Here is a 17980-nt window from a genome sequence, read left to right as displayed (position 1 = left end):
CTGCATGATCTTTTCCTTATTTTGTAATGGTCCAGTCTTCAATATTCCACATAACACCTACGGAATGATGTCCCAGAACACGTGTGGTATCCAGTCCGTCAAGTCCGGAAACGCCTACATAATCTCCCTGAAGATAAGCAACCAGAAGGATTCCAGGTGCCTTGGCATATGCCTTTTCGAATTCACTATATGCTTCTTTTCTGGCTTCCTCAGTCTCACCGTGACGGCCTTCCTCAAGATATTTATCCACATCTGCATTGGAATAATGCATGTTGTTTCCACTTGCGTCGGTTACAAAGTTTACATATGCCATATCCGGGTCAAACTGTGTTGCATAGCCGGCAAGAAATCCATTGTATCCTGCATCCCAGTCAAATTTGGTAACAAGCTTTACTTCCATTTCCACACCAGCCTGCTTCAGCATATCAGACATGACATTGGCAATATCCACACGCTCTTCTTCGTAATCACGTACCTGGATGGTAAAGTGGAATTTCTGTCCGTTTCTCTCATAGATCCCATCATCACCTTTTTTCCATCCCAGCTCTTCCATCTTCTTTGCAAAGGTATCCAGATCATAGGAGTAGATATTGGCTTCCTTATCTGTTCCGAGAGGGTTTCTCTGGATCGGGCTGTATGCCGGCTCTCCCTGTCCTGCAAGAACACCTGCAATAATGGAATCCTTATCCAGCGCATAATTCAGAACGCCGATGGAATCTCCGTTTTCCTTCCAGAAATCTGTACTCATATCCATGGCAGCTCCACGGTAATCTGCTGTGGTGAACTCCCAGTAATTATATCCGTCCTTATCCTTGAACTGAGAAGCATAGTTGGAATTCAGCCATGCAAGATCCGCCTCGCCGGACTGGAGCATGGTTGCCTTTGTAGTCTCATCCGACACTGTACGGTATACAACGGTTTCAATATTCGGAACCTTTCCGTAATAATCTTCATTTCGTTTCAGTATGATCATTCCGCCGGTAGCATCCCAGTCTTCAAATTTATAACGGCCTGTTCCCACCGGATTCTGGTTAAAGGATGTAGTATTTATGTCCTCCCCTTCCAGAAGATGCTCTGGAAGGATTCCCATGGTAAAGTAATCCAGCATGGCAGCATCATACTGATCCAGTGTAAAGATCACAGTCTGATCATCCGGTGCCTCAATACTTGTAATGTCCTGATAGTTGCTGGTGATGCTGGCTCCCAGGGTTTCATCCTCTGTAAGCTCCTTATAGGTGTATACAACATCCTCTGCATTGAAATCTTCTCCATCATGCCACTTAACACCATCTCGAAGCTTAAAAGTATAGGTATTGGTATCCTTGTCAAAGGTATAGCTCTCTGCAAGATCCTCTACCGGCTTTCCATTGGCATCATATTTCATCAGTCCTGAAAAAATAAGATCCGGAAGTTCATCATGGTTATTCAGAAGGGGATTGATCGTACTTTCTGACTCACCTGCATATACCAGAGTTTTGTTTTCTTCTGCCGCAGCTACGGTTACCGCACTGCCTGCCGATGCTCCTGTACATGCTGCGGTCACTGCTGCCAGTGTTATCGCCGCATATTTTCTTCCATAGTTGATTCCTGTTCTCTTTTTCATTCTGTTTTCCTCATCTTTCCTTATTTTCAAACCGGTTATCCACACTTCGGAATGTTTTATCACGGTTTGCGTCCAAATTTTTTTCTGACTGCATCAGAGATTGCTGTAATGGTTATTTACCTCACTTCTCACAAAGCTTCCCATACTGGTAATGCACATTAAAGTAATGACCAGAAAAACTCCTGGGATCACGATCACCCACCAGGTATTCATGATCAGTGCTTTATTTGCCAGCGAGAGCATACTTCCCCAGGAAACTACATCTGCCGGAAGCCCAAGCCCAAGAAAGCTTAAAGTAGATTCCATGGTAATACAGCTGCTTATCGAAGAGATCACCACAAACATGATCGCCGAAACAAAATTCGGGATCAAATGGTGATACATCACATATCCAAAACTTCCTCCACAAAGTCTTGCATACATCACATAATCACTGTTCCTTATCTGCCGCACTTCACTTCTTACAATACGTGCCAGTGCAAACCACCCGGTAATACCGATGATCACAGATATGCTGATCACATCATTGGCCTGAAGGACCGCAGACAGGATCAGGATCAGCAGAAGGGTCGGAATACTTCCGCACATTTCCGTAAACCGCATCATAACCGAATCCACCTTTGGACCTGCTGTTCCGCTGATGCATCCGTAGGTAACACCGATCACAGTAATGATCGCAGCTCCCAGAAGCCCGATCACCAGAGAAACCCGTCCACCATACCAGATCAGTGAATAAATATCTCTTCCAAGCGAATCCGTTCCAAAGATAAATTCCTTTCCCGGCGGTGTATTCAGATTCTGGAGATAAAAACCTGAGGGATCATGATTTGCAACAACATTTGCAAATACACAGCCCAAAACGATCAGAAAAAGCAGGACCATGGAAAATACCGGTTTCCCCTTCAGCTTTTCCCGAAATGTTTTTTTTCGTTTTTCAGATCCTTGCTGCTTCCACCCGGCACCAACTACCTGAAAAAGCTCAGCTTCTGAAAGCTTCCGGTCAGCTACCATACCCTCACCTCCGAATCCTTCATTCTTGGATCGATCTCTTCATTGACAGTCTGTGCAACAAAGCTGCTTAAAAATACGATAAATCCCGTAATCAGCACATCGATCATCAGCAGGTTATAATCGTGATATTTTGCAGATTCCACTGCAAGGTTTCCAATTCCCGCATAATTGAAAACAGCTTCCACAGTTACAGTCCCACCGGTTACATGGGGTACCGAAACTGCCATGATACTCACGATCGTCGGCAATACATTTCGAAGACAATGCTTCCACAGGATCTTTCTTTTGGAAAGTCCCTTGGATCTGGCAAGAAGTACATAATCCTTCCGCACCTCATCCAGGAATTTGTTGCGTATCATATATGCGTAATACCAGAGATGGCTGAAGATCATTACTACCAGCGGAAGGATCATATGCTTCATACGATTGCCGATACTATCTGCCATTCCCACATCATAGGCACCGCTGCTTGGGAACCATCCAAGATTTACACTGAAGATCAGGATCAGTACCACACCAAGCCAGAAAGCCGGCACATAATAGGCTGCTGTTCCGATCTTGCAGATCAGCCGGTCAATCCACTGATCCTCATGGAGCGTACAGAATATGGCGATCAGAACTGCCAGTAGAAAGATCACAATATAAGCAATTCCTCCCAGCATCAGAGTATTTCCGATCAGCGGTTTGATCACATTCATAACCGGCTGCCTGTATTTCAGCGACAATCCGAAATCACCATGGACTACATTGGTAAACCACCTTACATACTGTACCCCGATCCCCTGATCCAGTCCTAGTCTCGTTCTGGCCGCAGCCACCTCATCGCTGGTCATCATTTCCAGGGAATCTCCGTAAAAGGACTGCAGGGGATCTCCCGGTGCCAGTCTCGCCAGCCAGAACACCACCACAGACAGCAGAAACATAACCACTGCAAGCAGAAGGAGCCGCTTCAGGATCCGAATGACGAGTTTATTTTCTTTGTTCATAATTTTCCTTTCCCACTGCCCTTTACAGTTCAGGCAAACATTCGCATTCCGCTCTGCTGCATGCTCATGAACACAATCGCTTCGCGATTTGTGTTCATATTTCAAAAGCAGTTATGGCATCCAAAACCATAACTGCTTTTGAAAGGGTCGTGTTATTATTCGACAAAACATTTGTATGCACAAATAGGAGTGCGCGGAGGTTATGTGCATCACAGTGTTTTTATATTCAGCACGCGGAGTGTGCTGCTGATATTATTTTATCATTTAACAGCTTTCGGACAACCCCGGTATGGGGATATTGGACAGTCGGGTTTGGCATGGATGTGTATTCCATATAAAAAACGGGACTTTTCTGTATCAGGAACCTGTGTCCCGTGCAGAAAAATCCCGTCTGGTCTTTTGCTTTATTCTTTTATCACTTCCCGGAAATCTGAAGTCTTTCCTTCACGAATCCCAGAAAATCCTTTCCCTGTTCACTGAGCTCTTCACCTCTCCGGCAAATGCACCCGTAAACAAGTTTCTGGCCTTCTCCCGGAAATGTATATTTCACGGAGGAATATCCCGGATCACGGCCGGAAAGATCCGCACCACTGATATTACACAACTCTCCGGACCCAAGAAGACGTTCCACGATATAATCACTGTTTGTTACGACTACGGTCTCTGCCTCCACTGCGGAATGACCGTTTTCCTCTACAAGGTTCCGGTAATTATCTGGGGAAAATTCATCGGGAAATCTCTGGATCAGCCTGAGCTGGGACATATTAAAATCTCCCTCATCTGCTGTATCTGCTTTCCCTTTCCCGGTATAAATATTTACCTCGGTTTCCGTCAGCAGCTCAAATTCCAGGTAATTTCGGGAAAGAAAATACTGGAATGCTGCCAGCTGATTCTGCATCACATAGGCGAATCCCATATCATCCTGTCTGCCTTTCACACGTTTTATGATCTCATGGGTATCTGCTGCGTAAACCTGATAATGAAGATCATCGCACTTATGTGCTTCATAATACGTTACGAAGGTATCCGCAAACCAGGAGCTGGGATGAAAGCATACACACAGGCTGCTTTTTGCAAGTGGCTGTGCCTGCATTTCCAGTTCATCTATATTTTCCAGGATCCTCTGCACATGGATATATGCACGCTCTCCTTCCAGTGTCAGCTCGATCCCTTTTGCATGGCGGACAAACAGCTGGGTACGCATGTCGTCTTCCATGGAACGGATCACCTTGCTTACATTGGACTGGGTAGTAAAAAGCAGCTCTGCGGCCTGGCTGAAAGAACCTGTTTTTGCGCAGGCCGCAAAATACTGGATCTGTTTGATATTCAGCATAACCTTACCCCTGTTTCTTTGCAAAGATCAAAAACATCGGGGTCGGATTGTAAAACTCATCTTTTTCGATATAAATACGCTTACTGATTCCAAGGTCAAAGGAAAATTCTTCCACGCCCATGCGTCCCAGTGTTTCCAGATCCCAGGCCGGGCGCAGGAAAGAACTGATCGGAAGCTGACGCTTGATATCCTCGCACTCCTGCATCAGTTCATCCTGGATCTGATGATGGGCATGATTTTCCGGAAGATCTGCAGTATCCGCAAAATTTGCTGCTCCATAGTTAGCGTCCAGGTTGATCATCACTCCGCCAGGTTTCAGCACACGGAACCATTCCTGGTAAGCGTGTTCCGCATCCGGCAGTGTCCAGGTAAGGTTTCGGGATACGATCACATCAAATTCCTCATCCGGAAAATCCGGATTTTCCGCATCCATGACCGCAAACTGGCAGTCTGCTTTTTCTTCCTCTGCCAGCTTTTTTGCATGGGTGATCATATCCGGTGTCAGGTCGATACCGGTTACCTGATGGCCTTCTTTTGCAAGAAGAATGGTAAAAAATCCGGTTCCGCAACCTACATCCAGGATCCTGAGATTCTTTTTCTCCGGCAGATACTTCTTAAGCTCGGTCATCCATCTGCCTGCAAGTGCGCTGTGAAGTTCCGCTCTTCTCTGTTCCAGGAAGCTGTCGCTGCGCTTGGTCCAGTACTGGGCGATCCTTGTTTTCCGCTCGTCTTTTTCTCTTACGATATTTCCGTAAGTGATCACAGGGCCACCTTCCACAACCTGAAGACTGGATACCTGATAGAGGATCACACCATCCATGTCCGCACGGCAGATTTCCTGAACATTTCCCTCATAATCACGGATCTCGCCAAGATACTCGTCCCTGTGAATGATATCTCCTGGCTTTTTCACCGGGTACCAGAGGCCGTTGACGCTGGCGCACTGATATCGGACATCATCCATTTTCAGCGGATAGTAGGTGCTGTGAGAACGGATTCCGTTGTAAGCTCCAATGCTGCAGAGAATGTTTCGCACATCGCGGCGCATGGAGTCTACTTCTTCACGCTCCCAGGTTCCCATGCAGCCACGTTCCAGAAGGACTGCCGGAATGTCACAGGTACTTGCCGCGTAATTGTAGGCACCGCCTGTGCTTACATTTGACTGTACCATATATGGGACATCTACCTGTTCTGCCATTTTCCGGGATGCTTCCACGATCTCCGGCTTTGCAACGCCTGCAAAATATACATACGGAGTCAGTTCCTCGTAATCGTCACCGCCGTGAAGGTCGATATAATAATCTGCTTTTTTGATCAGGGATTCTGTGATGGCTGCTGCCAGGCGCTCCATTCTTGTGCCATCTTTTTTGCCAGGGAAAACACGGTTCAGATTTTTTCCGTCTTCCCAGCTGATGCTGCCTGCTCGCTTCTCAAAGTCTTGCCTGTTCAGCACTTTTACCAGAACCAGCTGTCCGTTAACTTTTTCCGGATTCAGTTTTTTTGACAGCTCGATCAGGGTCTGGATCCCCACATATTCTCCTGCATGAAGTCCAGCTGTGACAAGGACGGTTTTTCCCGGATTTTTTCCACGGATAATGGTTGCCGGAAGAGTAAATTCTCCGTCTCCAATCTCCAGGAATCCTTCGGTTTTTTCTCCTTCCACAACCGGAAGATTCAGGAAATGATCCGGTTTTACGCCGGTTACCATAAACATTGGGGTGGACTGATAATTCAGTCTCTCCTCCTCACTCCAGACTGTTTTCCAGATTTCCGTATCAGTGTAGATTCCAAGAAGTCCTGCTTCCCGGAGAGTTTTTACATCCCACTCAGGCCGGCGGATCTTTGACAGCGGTACCTGAAGGGCGATCCGCTCCATACGCTCAATATCCGTACAGAGATAATGATCGTCCAGACTGTTGTTCTCCACATTTTTCCGGTCGTTTTCGTAGGCTTTCCGCTGCTCTTCCTCATAGAGATAGCCGTACCAGTTGGCGTCAAAATTCAGAAGTTTTCCGCCCACTTTCAGCACACGGACCCACTCTCTGTAGGCAACATCCGGATGCTCCAGATTCCAGGTAAGATTTCGGGAAATAACCACATCAAAGGTATTGTCTTCAAATTCCAGTTTCTGTGCATCCATCCGCTGGAAATGAATGTTCCGGCAAAGTTCTCCCGCATTTTCCTTTGCCTTTTCCAGCATTCCTTCGGTGTAATCCACAGCATCCACGTGATATCCGGCTTCTGCCAGGATCACTGGAAAAAATCCGGGGCCTGTTCCGATATCCAGGATACGGATCTCTTCCTTTGGCTTGTCTGGAAACTGGCTGGTCAGCACCTTAAGCCATGCGTTTTTCTGCGTTCCTGCAAGCTCTTTATGATTCACTTCGGAGTACCCTTCTGTACGGGTGCTCCAGTAAGATTCGATTTCGTCGAGAAGTTTTTCCACGTTGATTCCTCCGCGCTTTTTTATTTATGTGGGGGCCTGATCTGATAAGGTTTTCCTAACTTTTTCCATACCCCCATAGGTTATGTTTAATGTACCAAATTGTCAGGGTTTTAACAAGCCCCTGGGGGGGATTGCCGTTGTAATTCTCCAGATGCTGTGGTATCATCCTACCTGTAGTAATTCAGTAATGATCCCTGAAAATCAAGCGGATATTGGCGATCTGCATTCGCTGCATCAGGGCAACAGTAAAAATCTCAATACATCGAAATCGAAAGGATGGTTTATATACAAATGACAACACAGGAACTGGCTTATGAAGTCATCAGCCGTTTAAAAAAAGAGTATCCGGACGCAGACTGTACTCTGGATTATGATGATGCCTGGAAACTTCTTGTAAGTGTCCGCCTGGCAGCCCAGTGTACCGATGCCAGAGTGAATGTGGTGGTTCAGGATCTCTACGCAAAATATCCGGACGTGGCAGCCCTGGCAGCTGCAAAACCGGAAGATATCGAGGCCATTGTACGTCCCTGCGGTCTTGGAAAAAGCAAGGCTCGGGATATCAGCGCCTGCATGCGGATCCTCCACGAACAGTACCAGGACAAAGTTCCGGAAGACTTCAACGCACTTCTGAAACTTCCCGGCGTGGGGCGCAAAAGTGCCAACCTGATCATGGGCGACGTATTTGGCAAACCTGCCATTGTAACAGATACCCACTGCATCCGTCTTTCCAACCGCATCGGTCTTGTCCATGACATGAAAGACCCGAAAAAAGTGGAAATGGCTCTCTGGAAGATCATTCCTCCGGAAGAAGGCAACGATCTCTGCCACCGCCTTGTAAACCACGGAAGAGAAGTCTGTACAGCACGGACAAAGCCTTACTGTGACCGCTGCTGTCTTAATGATATATGTGAAAAAAATGGGATCTGATATGCGATATGTAAAGTACAATAAAACGGACATTCACACCCCGGAAAGGACAACATTATGAATTTTAAAAAACTGGAAAATAATCTTCTGGATATGATCCAGGAACAGCAGGTAAAGATCGGATACATGAGCGGAGTTACCCGTTTTTATTATCCGCTGCAGTCTCTGAACCGTCTCCTCGGCACAGAGCTTACAGAAGAAGAAATGCAGCATGCGCTGGAAGAATTTTCCGATCATGCCTGTGACCGCCTTGGGAAAGTAAAGGCTTCTTCCAAAAACGAACGTTTCTGCATCACTCTGCCGCCACAGGCATCCGACTATGTTCACGAGAACCGGAAACCAAGTGAATTTCTGGTACGTTTCATTAACACCGTTGCCCGCCACGGCTGTACTCTGGATGAAGTGATGAATGTTTTCCATAGTTATTCCAAACATGTGCATATGGAAAAAACAACCGGCACAGGCTTCGACTACCTTGTATATTTTGAAGACGGTATTCCGGACGATTACCGGTACTGCCTGTCCCTGGAAGGTGAGCATATGATCTATCATAAGTTCACGCCGGAAGATTATGAGGACTTTGGATTCTGATATCCGAACGCCATTATAAAAAACCGCCGGTCTGCAGACAGATTTTCAAAAAAATCTTCTGTAAACCGACGGTTCTTTTTATTCTCTACACCCGGAACTTCTTCTGCATCTCCCGTACCATATCTTTTCTCTTAAACAGAAACAGCCAGACCAGCATCAGAAAACTGACGCAGATACAGATCAGAGACGGATACAGAACATTCACCACACCGATGGCCAGAAGGATCAACGGGATCACCACGCCGAAAGCTCCTGCTTCCAGAAGATAGATCATATATTCCGCAACTTCCAGCCTCTGTGCCGCTGTGATCACCCACATGGAGCAGATCACAGCAAGGGCCGCAAGAGGAAGAAGATAATCCACAGACCAGCCCCGCCAGCCGGTAAACATATCCCAGAGCACACCTGCTACCGTTACGATCACCAGCTGCCACATTTCATTCTTCAATAGATTCCGCCGCTTCACATACGCCACCGAAACCATCAGCCAGGTGCAGAACGCTCCTGCAGTCACAAACCAGGCCCATCCCATATGGCCGTCCACCAGATAATCGATCAGATTACATACCACAGCCAGCACGATGCACAGAAACGTAAAACTCTCAAAAAGCTTCGCCGGAGCTTTCCGTTCCTCTTTCTGTCCCGGAAAATCATTCTCCCGGATCTCACAGGACACCTGCTCTTTTTTCAGCTTCTCCACAAAATTCCGCTCAATATTTCCATTGGGGATCTTGGACGAAAAACTTAAAACCATCTCATCCCCAAAAGAACAGGAGCACAGCTGCAGGCTGTCCGTACTTGCAAAAAGCCCGAATCTCTGAATGTATTTCCGGTATTCCTCCGGCATCCGGATAATTCCCACATTGGAATAGATCGCGGTAATGGACCTTCCTCCAAGAGTTGTCCCTGCAAGAAGGAACGGCGTTTTGATCTCCAGCGGCACCAGGCGCAGGATCGGATTCTTTTCCAGGCTTACCAGATCATTCAGCTTCGCCTCGATCACATCTTTGCTCAGTTCTTTTGCAAACTGCTCCTTTACGGATTCAAGAATATCCTCAAAAGTCGTTTCCGCAGAAAAATAACAGCTGATCTCGATCCACCCGAAAAAATTCGCCATGGACCGGGACGGAAAATAGTTCCTTAAATTTACCGGGATCATAAGGCCAATGGGTTTTTTCGCCTGATTCTGGGGCACCTCCTCATGGATCGCCCAGATAAGAGCCGCCGTAAGAAAAACCGTGATCGACACACCGGCTGCTTTTGCCCGGGCGTGGATCTCTTTCACCGGAATGCATACTTCCGTGATACTCATATCTTCCTGTCTGAGTTTCTCACCTTTCAGCTGAAAAGCCGGCTTCTTGGACTCTCTCTTTCTTGGCGCATCTGAGGAATAATACTGGGAAAAACTGTCCTCTTCCATATCTCTTCCGGTGATATTTTCGTCTGGAAAAAGCTCCGGAAGTTCTTTCTCCGGATGTGCCTCCTGAAGATAATCTTTTACAAGTTCCATCAGGAAATGCATGGCTCCCGTTCCATCCGTCAGCGCGTGAAATACCTCAAAATTGATCCGGTTCTTATAGTAACTCACCCGAAAAAGAAGCGTTTTTTTGTCCGGAATGTAAAGTCCGCTGCAGGGTGCACCTGCTTCTTCCTTTACTACCGCCGGAATATCCCGTCTCTCCAGGTAAAACCAGAACAGTCCCTTTCTTAAAACCGCACGGAAAAGAGGGTATTTTTCCATGGTACGATCCAACGCTTTCTGCAGCGTTTCTTCTTTTATCTCTTCTTTCAGTTCACAGTAAAAACGAAATACCCTGGTGTCATTTTTTCCTGTCACCGCCGGGAACGCCAGTGCCGCATTATCCAATTTTCTCCACTGTGCATATTCGTTCTTCATGATGTTTTCCTTCTTCCTGCGAGATATTTACTGTCCATTATCCGGGACTTTTCTGAGATTTCTGTTTCCTGTCCGCAGACATTTTGCCCTTTCACAACTGCTCCTGCTCTTCTGTTTCCAGAAAACGGTTCACATACGTAAAGCTCTCCTGCACATGCAGAAATTTGATTCCCAGTGCAAAGTACCCGTGAAACGCACCCGCGATCCTGTGTACTTCCACTCGATTCCCTGCGGCTTTTAAGCGTTCACCAAATGCCTCTCCTTCATCCCGAAGAGGATCAAACTCAGCGGTAAGGATCAGTGTATCCGGCATATTTCGGAGATCTTTCTCCAAGATCGGCGCAAAATACGGATTCTTTCTGTCTTCCGGGCAGCTCTCATAAAGCTTCAGATAATCTTCCATCTTCTCTGCTGTGAGAAGATAACCGGTCCCGTTTGTTTTTACGGATTCAAAAGGCGATTCTTCTGTATAACAGTTGTTCAGTGCCGGATAGATCAGGATCTGTTTTTTCGGATAAAATTCTCCCCTGTCTCTGGCCATCATGCACACAGCCGCAGCCAGATTTCCGCCGGCACTGTCTCCCATAATGGTAATACGATCCGGATCGGTATTCAGAAGAAATCGGTTGGTATAAAAAGCCTTCGCTGCCGCATAGCAGTCCATCAACCCCACCGGGAAACGGTATTCCGGTGCCAGTCTGTACTCCACAGATGCCACGATCTGACCGGTGGACTGCGCCATTCTGGCACATACACGCTGATAATTCTCCACGCTTTCTGTAACCCATCCACCACCGTGGAAAAACAGGATCACCGGAGGTTTTCTGCCGGAAGCAGCCCCATTCTCCATGGCCTCTTCTGTTGGAAAAAACAGACGGATCGGCACTTTATAGTCCCCATTATAAACTTCCGCATCCAGTGTTTTGTAAAAAATACTCATAGGATCCATTTTTTTAATATCTGCCAGCTTTCTGGAAGCGTCTACCTCAATTCCTCCATAGGAAAGAGCCTGCAGAACTGTCCGTACTGCACGTGGCATAGAACTTCCGTCTTTCACAGGGATCCCCGGAATCACGATACGTCGGCTTCTTCTTTTTCCTTTGCTTGTATAAATATATTTCGTCTCAGTTTCATACTTCCTGAGGATATGGATGCGTTTCACGCAGGTTCGTTCATAAGAAATCCTCTTCAGGATTTCATGATCGGTACGGATAACTACTTCTGTTCCTTTATAGCCCCGGATGTAATAACTGTTTTCTTTTTTCTTTATCTGTGGTCGTCTTAATCTCAGTAAATGCTTTCTGATCGCGTCCTCACCTCCATGAATTTTTTCTTTGTTGTGAACTATGATAGCATCCGCAGCTTACGAGTACAAGTCGTAGTAAAAAATATACTGCTGCATAATTCCACGCATTCCCTTATATCTGCGGTTTGGAAATCCTCTTTTATAATGCACATCCATGACCTGGCGGATATGGGTATCTATGGGAAAAGCATCCATATGATGCAATGCAAACAGGCAGATACACTCTGCTACCTTTTCTCCAACGCCACAGAGTTTCATCAATTCTTTCTTTGCCTGATGGTAACGCATATCATAGATTTTTTCCAGGGAGATTTCGCCGGATGCGATAGTCCTGGCTGTCACTGCGATATATTTTGCCCGATATCCAAGGCCGCAGTCTCTTAAGTTCTCTTCCGTTGCCTGACTCAGCGCCTCCACAGTTGGAAACGCATAATATTCCACACCTGTTGATGAAACTTTTCGCTCTCCATATTTCCGACAGATAGTTTCGATACATTTGCGGATGCGTTTGATATTATTCTGCTGGGAAATCAGAAACGTGACGATCATTTCCCAGAGATCCTGTCTTAAGATCCGGATCCCGTCTCCTGCCTTTATGGCGGCACCCAGATATTTATCCCGTGGATTGGCTGCATTCATGTAAGTTTCATAATCCGTATCCAGGTCAAAATACAGCACCCAGTAACAGATAAATTCTTCCTGAGAGCAGTAAAAATCTACCACTCCCCCCTTCTGGCGCATTTCCAGATACTGATCTCCCGCCACCATGGAAAAGTGTCCATCTCCAAGTTTCTTCATCCGGAAGCACTGCCCGGAATCGCATATTTTATCAAGGCTGAAATGTTCCAGCTCTACTGTGATCATGTTGGTTCCTCTCGTAAGTATTTTTCTGTATTTTTATCACGTATCATTTTCGATGGTTTATTATAAGACATTTATAAAGTAAAGAAAAGCAGAAGAGGAAAATAAAATGACCTGTGCGAAAATAAATTCACCTGGCATCATGAAGGATTTCCAATGCCCGTTTATATCTTCCATGCAGACGTGAGATCTGTTCCACAGATATATTTTCGCAGTCAGAAAGACGTGTTACATCAGAATTGTGGAGCAGATCAGCCTGCTTCACTTTTTTTGCGATCGGATTCTTCCGGATATTCCGGATATAGTCGAAATAATTCATACTCTTATCTCTTGTAAGATAACGTAAGGCCTCCACAACTTCTTCCGGAAATTCTCCGGTAAGATCTTCAAATGTGATCTCTGTATCTTCCACCACATCGTGAAGAAGTGCCGTACATACACTGAGTTCATCATCCATCTGCTCTGCTACATAAAATGGATGAAAAATATAAGGTGTCCCGCTTCGATCTGTCTGTCCATGATGTGCCTCGTATGCCACCTTCATAGCTTTTTTCGTCAAAGCTGTATAAATCATAACCGCGCCTCCCGTTGGGTTCTCTGAACCGCCATTCAGATCACTGTATACCTTTTACGCCTACAGCAATCCTGTACCCTGTATAACACAGTATAGCATCTGATTTTCCTTCCTACAAGGATAAAAAGTCTTATATATCTATCATTTTTCCTTATATACGACAATTTTCTGATTATAACATTCCCGGAAATACTGCTGTTCTTACCTGGATCTTTCATTCGATCATGAACTCGCTTGCTCTCATTCTGAAATTGGTATATACTACTTCTAAATGAGCAAATCACCACTGATCTGGTGATAATACAGAAAGGAATCTTACCAATGAAATTTATATATCCCGCAGTTTTCCGTCCCACAGAGGACAAAAAATACAACGCTTTTTTCCCGGATCTTGCCTGCTGCGAAGCCAGTGGTGACACGCTGGACGACGCCATCGAAAATGCCAATGCTGCCGCATATGACTGGATCTACACAGAGCTTATGGAATTTGAGGGCAAGCTTCCTCCGGTTTCCGAGGAAAGCGATCTGGATCTTCAGGAGGGTGACGTTGTCCGCAATATTTCTGTAAATATCCGTTTCCAGGATGGATGGGACGAATAAAGCTCTCACCTGGAATAAAACCACTGTTTGCCATCATTTTCCATATATGGCAATACAGAAAATATCTGTTCACAGCTAAAAAGCATCTGAATCGGAAACATTCTTTCGTTACCGATTCAGATGCTTTTATTGTGCATTTCTTTATTGTTCATGATACTGCCTGAAAAATTTACGCAGTCCATCCAGTGCTTTTACCAGTACTTCTGTCTCATCCTCATTAAGCTCCGCAAGCACAGCTTCTGTCATCTGTCTGTGAAATTCCGCATGATGGTGATATGCCATACGTCCCTTGTTGGTAAGCTGGATAAATACCACTCTCCGGTCCTTTTCACTTCGTTCTCTCTTCACATAGCCCTTTTTTACAAGGCTGTTCATGGATGTTGTGAGGGAGCCTACCGTGATCTTCAGCTTGGCTGCGATGGAAGACATATTTCCTCCGCCAAGGCCTACTGCCTCGATAATGTGCATATCATTGTTGGAAATATCTTTATATTTATCTGTGATGATGGCTTCTTCCTCCAGCCGGAGGATCTCGTTGAACAGATTCACCAGCACGTCATTTATAACTTCCCGATTGTCCACTCTACCCCGCTCCTGTTTCTCCGGAGCCAAAAAGCTTCTCCGGTTCTCTGTTTATGAAGCCATCGTAACATAAATATAGGATTTTTTCCACTGGATTTTTGCTTTGCGGATACAAAATCACTGCGCTTAAAATTTCTACATTTTCCGAAAACGTTCGTAGCGGTGTTCCAGAAGCTTCTCTGGCTCTGTCTTGCCATATTTTCCAAGGAAATCTTCTATTCCGTTTTCCAGATAAGCCGCAGCATCGTTTATGTTCTCACGGCTTACAGGCTCAGCTTCCGGGATCACACTGCTCGATCATTCCCATCTGATAAAGATCCGCAGCAGTAAGTTTCATCACTGCGGCAGCCTCCTTTGCCTTTTTGCTGTCTTTCCAGAGAATAGAGGCAAAGCCCTCCGGAGACAAGATGGAATAGACGGAATGCTCCAGCATCCATACCTCATCCGCTACAGCAAAAGCGAGCGCACCGCCGCTTCCTCCCTCACCGATCACAATGGAAAGTACAGGAACGGTAAGTCCCGCCAGCGTATAGAGATTTTTCGCAATAGCTTCACCCTGTCCTCGTTCTTCTGCTTCCAGTCCGCAGAATGCACCTGGCGTATCCACAAGGCAGATCACCGGTCGGTGAAATTTCTCTGCCTGCTGCATCAGACGCAGAGATTTCCAGTAGCCTTCCGGAGAAACCATTCCAAAATTCCGGGCAATATTTTCCCTGGTGCCCTCACCTTTTTCCTGTGCAAGAACCGTCACCGGCTTTCCGTGAAAAAATGCCACACCGCCGATCACTGCCGGATCATCACCACAGTGGCGGTCACCGTGAAATTCCATGAAATCGTCAAAGAGTGCCTCGATGTAGTCTTTTCCCGTGGGACGTGTTTTTGCTCTGGCAAGCTGGACATGTTCCCAGGGAGTGTAATTTCCTGATGGGATGAATTCCGGCCAGATTGTATTCTCTGATTCCCGTTTATCTCCCACAGCAGTTTCTGTCGATTCCGCATTATCAGATTTATATTTCATTTCCATGTCCGAATTATCGGACTGTCCATAATCTGGTATTTTATTTTCATGTAACTTCAGGATATCCGCCAGCACGCTTCTCTGCTCCTCACGTTCCACGATCTTATCCACAAAACCGTGTTCCAGAAGAAATTCCGCTCTCTGGAATCCTTTGGGAAGTTTCTGACCGATGGTCTGCTCAATGACTCTGGGGCCGGCAAATCCGATCAGTGCTTTTGGCTCTGCCAGGATAATATCTCCCAGCATGGCAAAGCTTGCAGTCACACCTCCTGTCGTCGGGTCTGTAAGGACCGGCACATAGAGAAGCCCTGCATCACTGTGTTTTCGAATGGCCATACTGGTTTTTGCCATCTGCATCAGGGATACCAGTCCCTCCTGCATTCTGGCACCGCCGGAACAGATATAGAGAATCACCGGAAGTCTCTCCTTTGTGGCACGTTCAAAAACCCGGGTGATCTTTTCCCCAACAACCTCTCCCATACTGGACATCATGAAACGGCAGTCACAGACACCAAGCGCTGTCGGTGTCCCTTTTATCGTACACTTACCGGTAACCACAGCCTCGTCAAGTCCTGTCTTTTCACGGAGTGATCTGATTTTTTCCTCATATCCTTTGTACTGAAGCGGATTCTGTTCTTCCATATGTACGTCCCACTCTGTGAAACTCTTTCGATCTATGACCATCTTGATCCGCCGGTAAGCCGGTACATGAAAATAATTTCCACAATGTGGGCAGATGTAATGATTCTGTTTTACCTCATCTGCAAAAACGGCAGCCTTGCAGGCATTGCATTTTCGCATCAGGTTATCCGGAACCTCCGGAGTGTTCCCGTACTCCTCCCCCCGGATATCCCGTACTGTTTTTTTGAACATATGCTTAATTCTCATTGATCTTCACTCCCGCAATGATATGACTTGCCAGAAAACCGGTGTCAAAATTTCCGGACTGATAATCCTCATTTTTCAAGATTTCATACTGATAGTCAATGTTTGTATCGATTCCGTCAATGATCACCTCACCAAGGGCACTCTGCATTTTTGCAATGGCTGCCTCACGGCTGTCTGCATGAACGATCAGCTTGGCAAGCATGGAATCATAATACGGTGGGATCTTACAGCCGTTATAAACGCAGGTATCCACACGGATCCCGTTTCCTCCCGGAAAATGTGCCCCCTGGATAGTTCCCGGTGAAGGCCGGAAGTTTTTCTGAGGATTCTCGGCGTTGATCCTGCACTCGATGGCATGTCCCATAATATGGACATCATCCTGTGATATTTCAAGAGGCATCCCCGAAGCGATCTTCAGCTGCTCTTTCACAAGATCGATTCCGGTTACCCATTCTGTCACCGGATGTTCTACCTGAATTCTTGTGTTCATTTCCATAAACCAGAATTTTCCATCCGGCTCCAGCAGAAATTCAATGGTTCCCGCATTGACATAGCCGGCCGCTTTTGCTGCCGTCACTGCCGCATGACCCATTTTTTCTCTTAATTCCGGCGAAACTGCGGCGCTTGGAGATTCCTCTATCATCTTCTGATGATTTCTCTGAATGGAGCAGTCACGTTCTCCCAGATGAATGACATTTCCCTGGTTGTCCGCAAGGATCTGAAATTCAATATGTCTGGGATTTACCACAAAATGTTCAATATACATGGTACCGTCGCCAAAAGCGATCTCAGACTCTTTTCTGGCAGTTGCGTAGGCCTCTGGAAATTCCTCCGGGGTATTTGCCACACGCATACCTTTTCCACCGCCGCCAAGAGCTGCCTTGATGATCACCGGGTAGCCGATCCGCTCTGCTTCCTTAAGGCCGGTTTCAATATCCTCCACATCCCCTTCACTGCCTGGAACTACCGGAACACCTGCTGCGATCATGGTGCTTCTTGCGATCTTTTTGTTTCCAAGCATGCGGATGACCTTCGATGGCGGTCCCACAAATGTAATTCCGCATTTTTCACAAAGCTCCGCAAATCTGGCATTTTCCGAAAGGAAACCAAATCCCGGATGGATGGCATCCGCACCGGAAACCATGGTGGCGCTGATGATCTGCTCCATATTCAGATAGCTCTGTGCGGAAGGTCCCGGACCGATACAGATTGCTTCGTCTGCCAGCTGTGTGTGAAGGCTTTCCTCATCTGCCTCGGAATAAACTGCCACTGTGGCAATTCCCATTTCCCTGCAGGCACGGATAATACGCACCGCAATCTCGCCTCTGTTGGCGATCAGTAACTTTCGAATCATACA

14 protein-coding genes and 1 pseudogene are annotated in these 17980 nt (G+C 46.4%); 3 read left to right on the top strand and 12 right to left on the bottom strand.

What is annotated here, in order from left to right; genetic code table 11:
- Positions 1–16 precede the first annotated feature (16 nt).
- From AC04Q6_RS10850 to AC04Q6_RS10830, 5 genes are all read right to left on the bottom strand, one after another.
- On the bottom strand, positions 17–1603 hold the full coding sequence (locus tag AC04Q6_RS10850; protein ID WP_118071328.1) for an ABC transporter substrate-binding protein: 1587 nt from the start codon (positions 1601–1603) through the stop codon (positions 17–19).
- Positions 1604–1696: 93 nt separating this feature from the next.
- Entirely contained in the window at positions 1697–2614 is a 918-nt protein-coding gene (locus tag AC04Q6_RS10845) for an ABC transporter permease (RefSeq protein ID WP_118071329.1), read from the bottom strand.
- Positions 2608–3600: an ABC transporter permease gene (locus AC04Q6_RS10840; RefSeq protein WP_118071330.1), complete on the bottom strand. Its 993-nt coding sequence runs from the start codon at positions 3598–3600 to the stop codon at positions 2608–2610. The genes AC04Q6_RS10845 and AC04Q6_RS10840 overlap by 7 nt, the downstream gene beginning before the upstream one ends.
- A gap of 415 nt (positions 3601–4015) precedes the next feature.
- Entirely contained in the window at positions 4016–4933 is a 918-nt protein-coding gene (locus AC04Q6_RS10835; RefSeq protein ID WP_119248012.1) for a LysR family transcriptional regulator, read from the bottom strand.
- A gap of 4 nt (positions 4934–4937) precedes the next feature.
- Entirely contained in the window at positions 4938–7379 is a 2442-nt protein-coding gene (locus AC04Q6_RS10830; RefSeq protein ID WP_244832819.1) for a methyltransferase domain-containing protein, read from the bottom strand.
- A 291-nt stretch (positions 7380–7670) separates the two neighbouring features.
- Between AC04Q6_RS10830 and AC04Q6_RS10825 the strand changes: the two genes are divergently transcribed.
- Both AC04Q6_RS10825 and AC04Q6_RS10820 read left to right on the top strand, forming a co-directional pair.
- On the top strand, positions 7671–8306 hold the full coding sequence (locus tag AC04Q6_RS10825; protein ID WP_119248009.1) for an endonuclease III domain-containing protein: 636 nt from the start codon (positions 7671–7673) through the stop codon (positions 8304–8306).
- A gap of 57 nt (positions 8307–8363) precedes the next feature.
- Positions 8364–8897 (top strand): DUF3877 family protein, encoded by a 534-nt coding sequence (locus AC04Q6_RS10820; RefSeq protein ID WP_118169570.1) that lies wholly within the window; start codon positions 8364–8366, stop codon positions 8895–8897.
- A gap of 85 nt (positions 8898–8982) precedes the next feature.
- On the opposite strand, the gene AC04Q6_RS10815 is transcribed toward AC04Q6_RS10820, so the two are convergent.
- The 4 genes from AC04Q6_RS10815 to AC04Q6_RS10800 all read right to left on the bottom strand — a co-directional run bounded on the left by AC04Q6_RS10815 (position 8983) and on the right by AC04Q6_RS10800 (position 13535).
- Positions 8983–10794 carry a DUF6320 domain-containing protein gene (locus AC04Q6_RS10815; RefSeq protein ID WP_244832820.1) on the bottom strand — a complete coding sequence of 604 codons (1812 nt, stop codon included), beginning with the start codon at positions 10792–10794 and terminating at the stop codon, positions 8983–8985.
- A 91-nt stretch (positions 10795–10885) separates the two neighbouring features.
- Positions 10886–11833, bottom strand: a complete 948-nt coding sequence (locus AC04Q6_RS10810) for an alpha/beta hydrolase (RefSeq protein ID WP_118062393.1) — start codon at positions 11831–11833, stop codon at positions 10886–10888.
- A 324-nt stretch (positions 11834–12157) separates the two neighbouring features.
- Positions 12158–12964, bottom strand: a complete 807-nt coding sequence (locus AC04Q6_RS10805; protein ID WP_118062329.1) for a DNA-3-methyladenine glycosylase family protein — start codon at positions 12962–12964, stop codon at positions 12158–12160.
- Positions 12965–13091: 127 nt separating this feature from the next.
- Positions 13092–13535, bottom strand: a complete 444-nt coding sequence (locus AC04Q6_RS10800) for an HD domain-containing protein (protein ID WP_119248008.1) — start codon at positions 13533–13535, stop codon at positions 13092–13094.
- A gap of 321 nt (positions 13536–13856) precedes the next feature.
- Between AC04Q6_RS10800 and AC04Q6_RS10795 the strand changes: the two genes are divergently transcribed.
- Entirely contained in the window at positions 13857–14135 is a 279-nt protein-coding gene (locus tag AC04Q6_RS10795) for a type II toxin-antitoxin system HicB family antitoxin (protein ID WP_021977164.1), read from the top strand.
- Positions 14136–14276: 141 nt separating this feature from the next.
- Here the strand turns inward: AC04Q6_RS10795 and AC04Q6_RS10790 are convergent, their stop codons facing one another.
- From AC04Q6_RS10790 to accC, 3 genes and pseudogenes are all read right to left on the bottom strand, one after another.
- Positions 14277–14717 carry a MarR family winged helix-turn-helix transcriptional regulator gene (locus AC04Q6_RS10790; protein WP_118062392.1) on the bottom strand — a complete coding sequence of 147 codons (441 nt, stop codon included), beginning with the start codon at positions 14715–14717 and terminating at the stop codon, positions 14277–14279.
- Between the two features lie 135 nt (positions 14718–14852).
- Positions 14853–16623, bottom strand: a pseudogene (locus AC04Q6_RS10785) (acetyl-CoA carboxylase carboxyltransferase subunit alpha).
- Entirely contained in the window at positions 16613–17977 is a 1365-nt protein-coding gene (gene accC, locus AC04Q6_RS10780) for an acetyl-CoA carboxylase biotin carboxylase subunit (protein WP_021977161.1), read from the bottom strand. The pseudogene AC04Q6_RS10785 and the gene accC overlap by 11 nt, the downstream one beginning before the upstream one ends.
- Positions 17978–17980: the final 3 nt, after the last annotated feature.

This window comes from Blautia sp. HA9023 (assembly GCF_056504095.1).
Note: the sequence above shows the minus strand (reverse complement) of the source record. Positions and strands in the feature narration are given on the sequence as shown.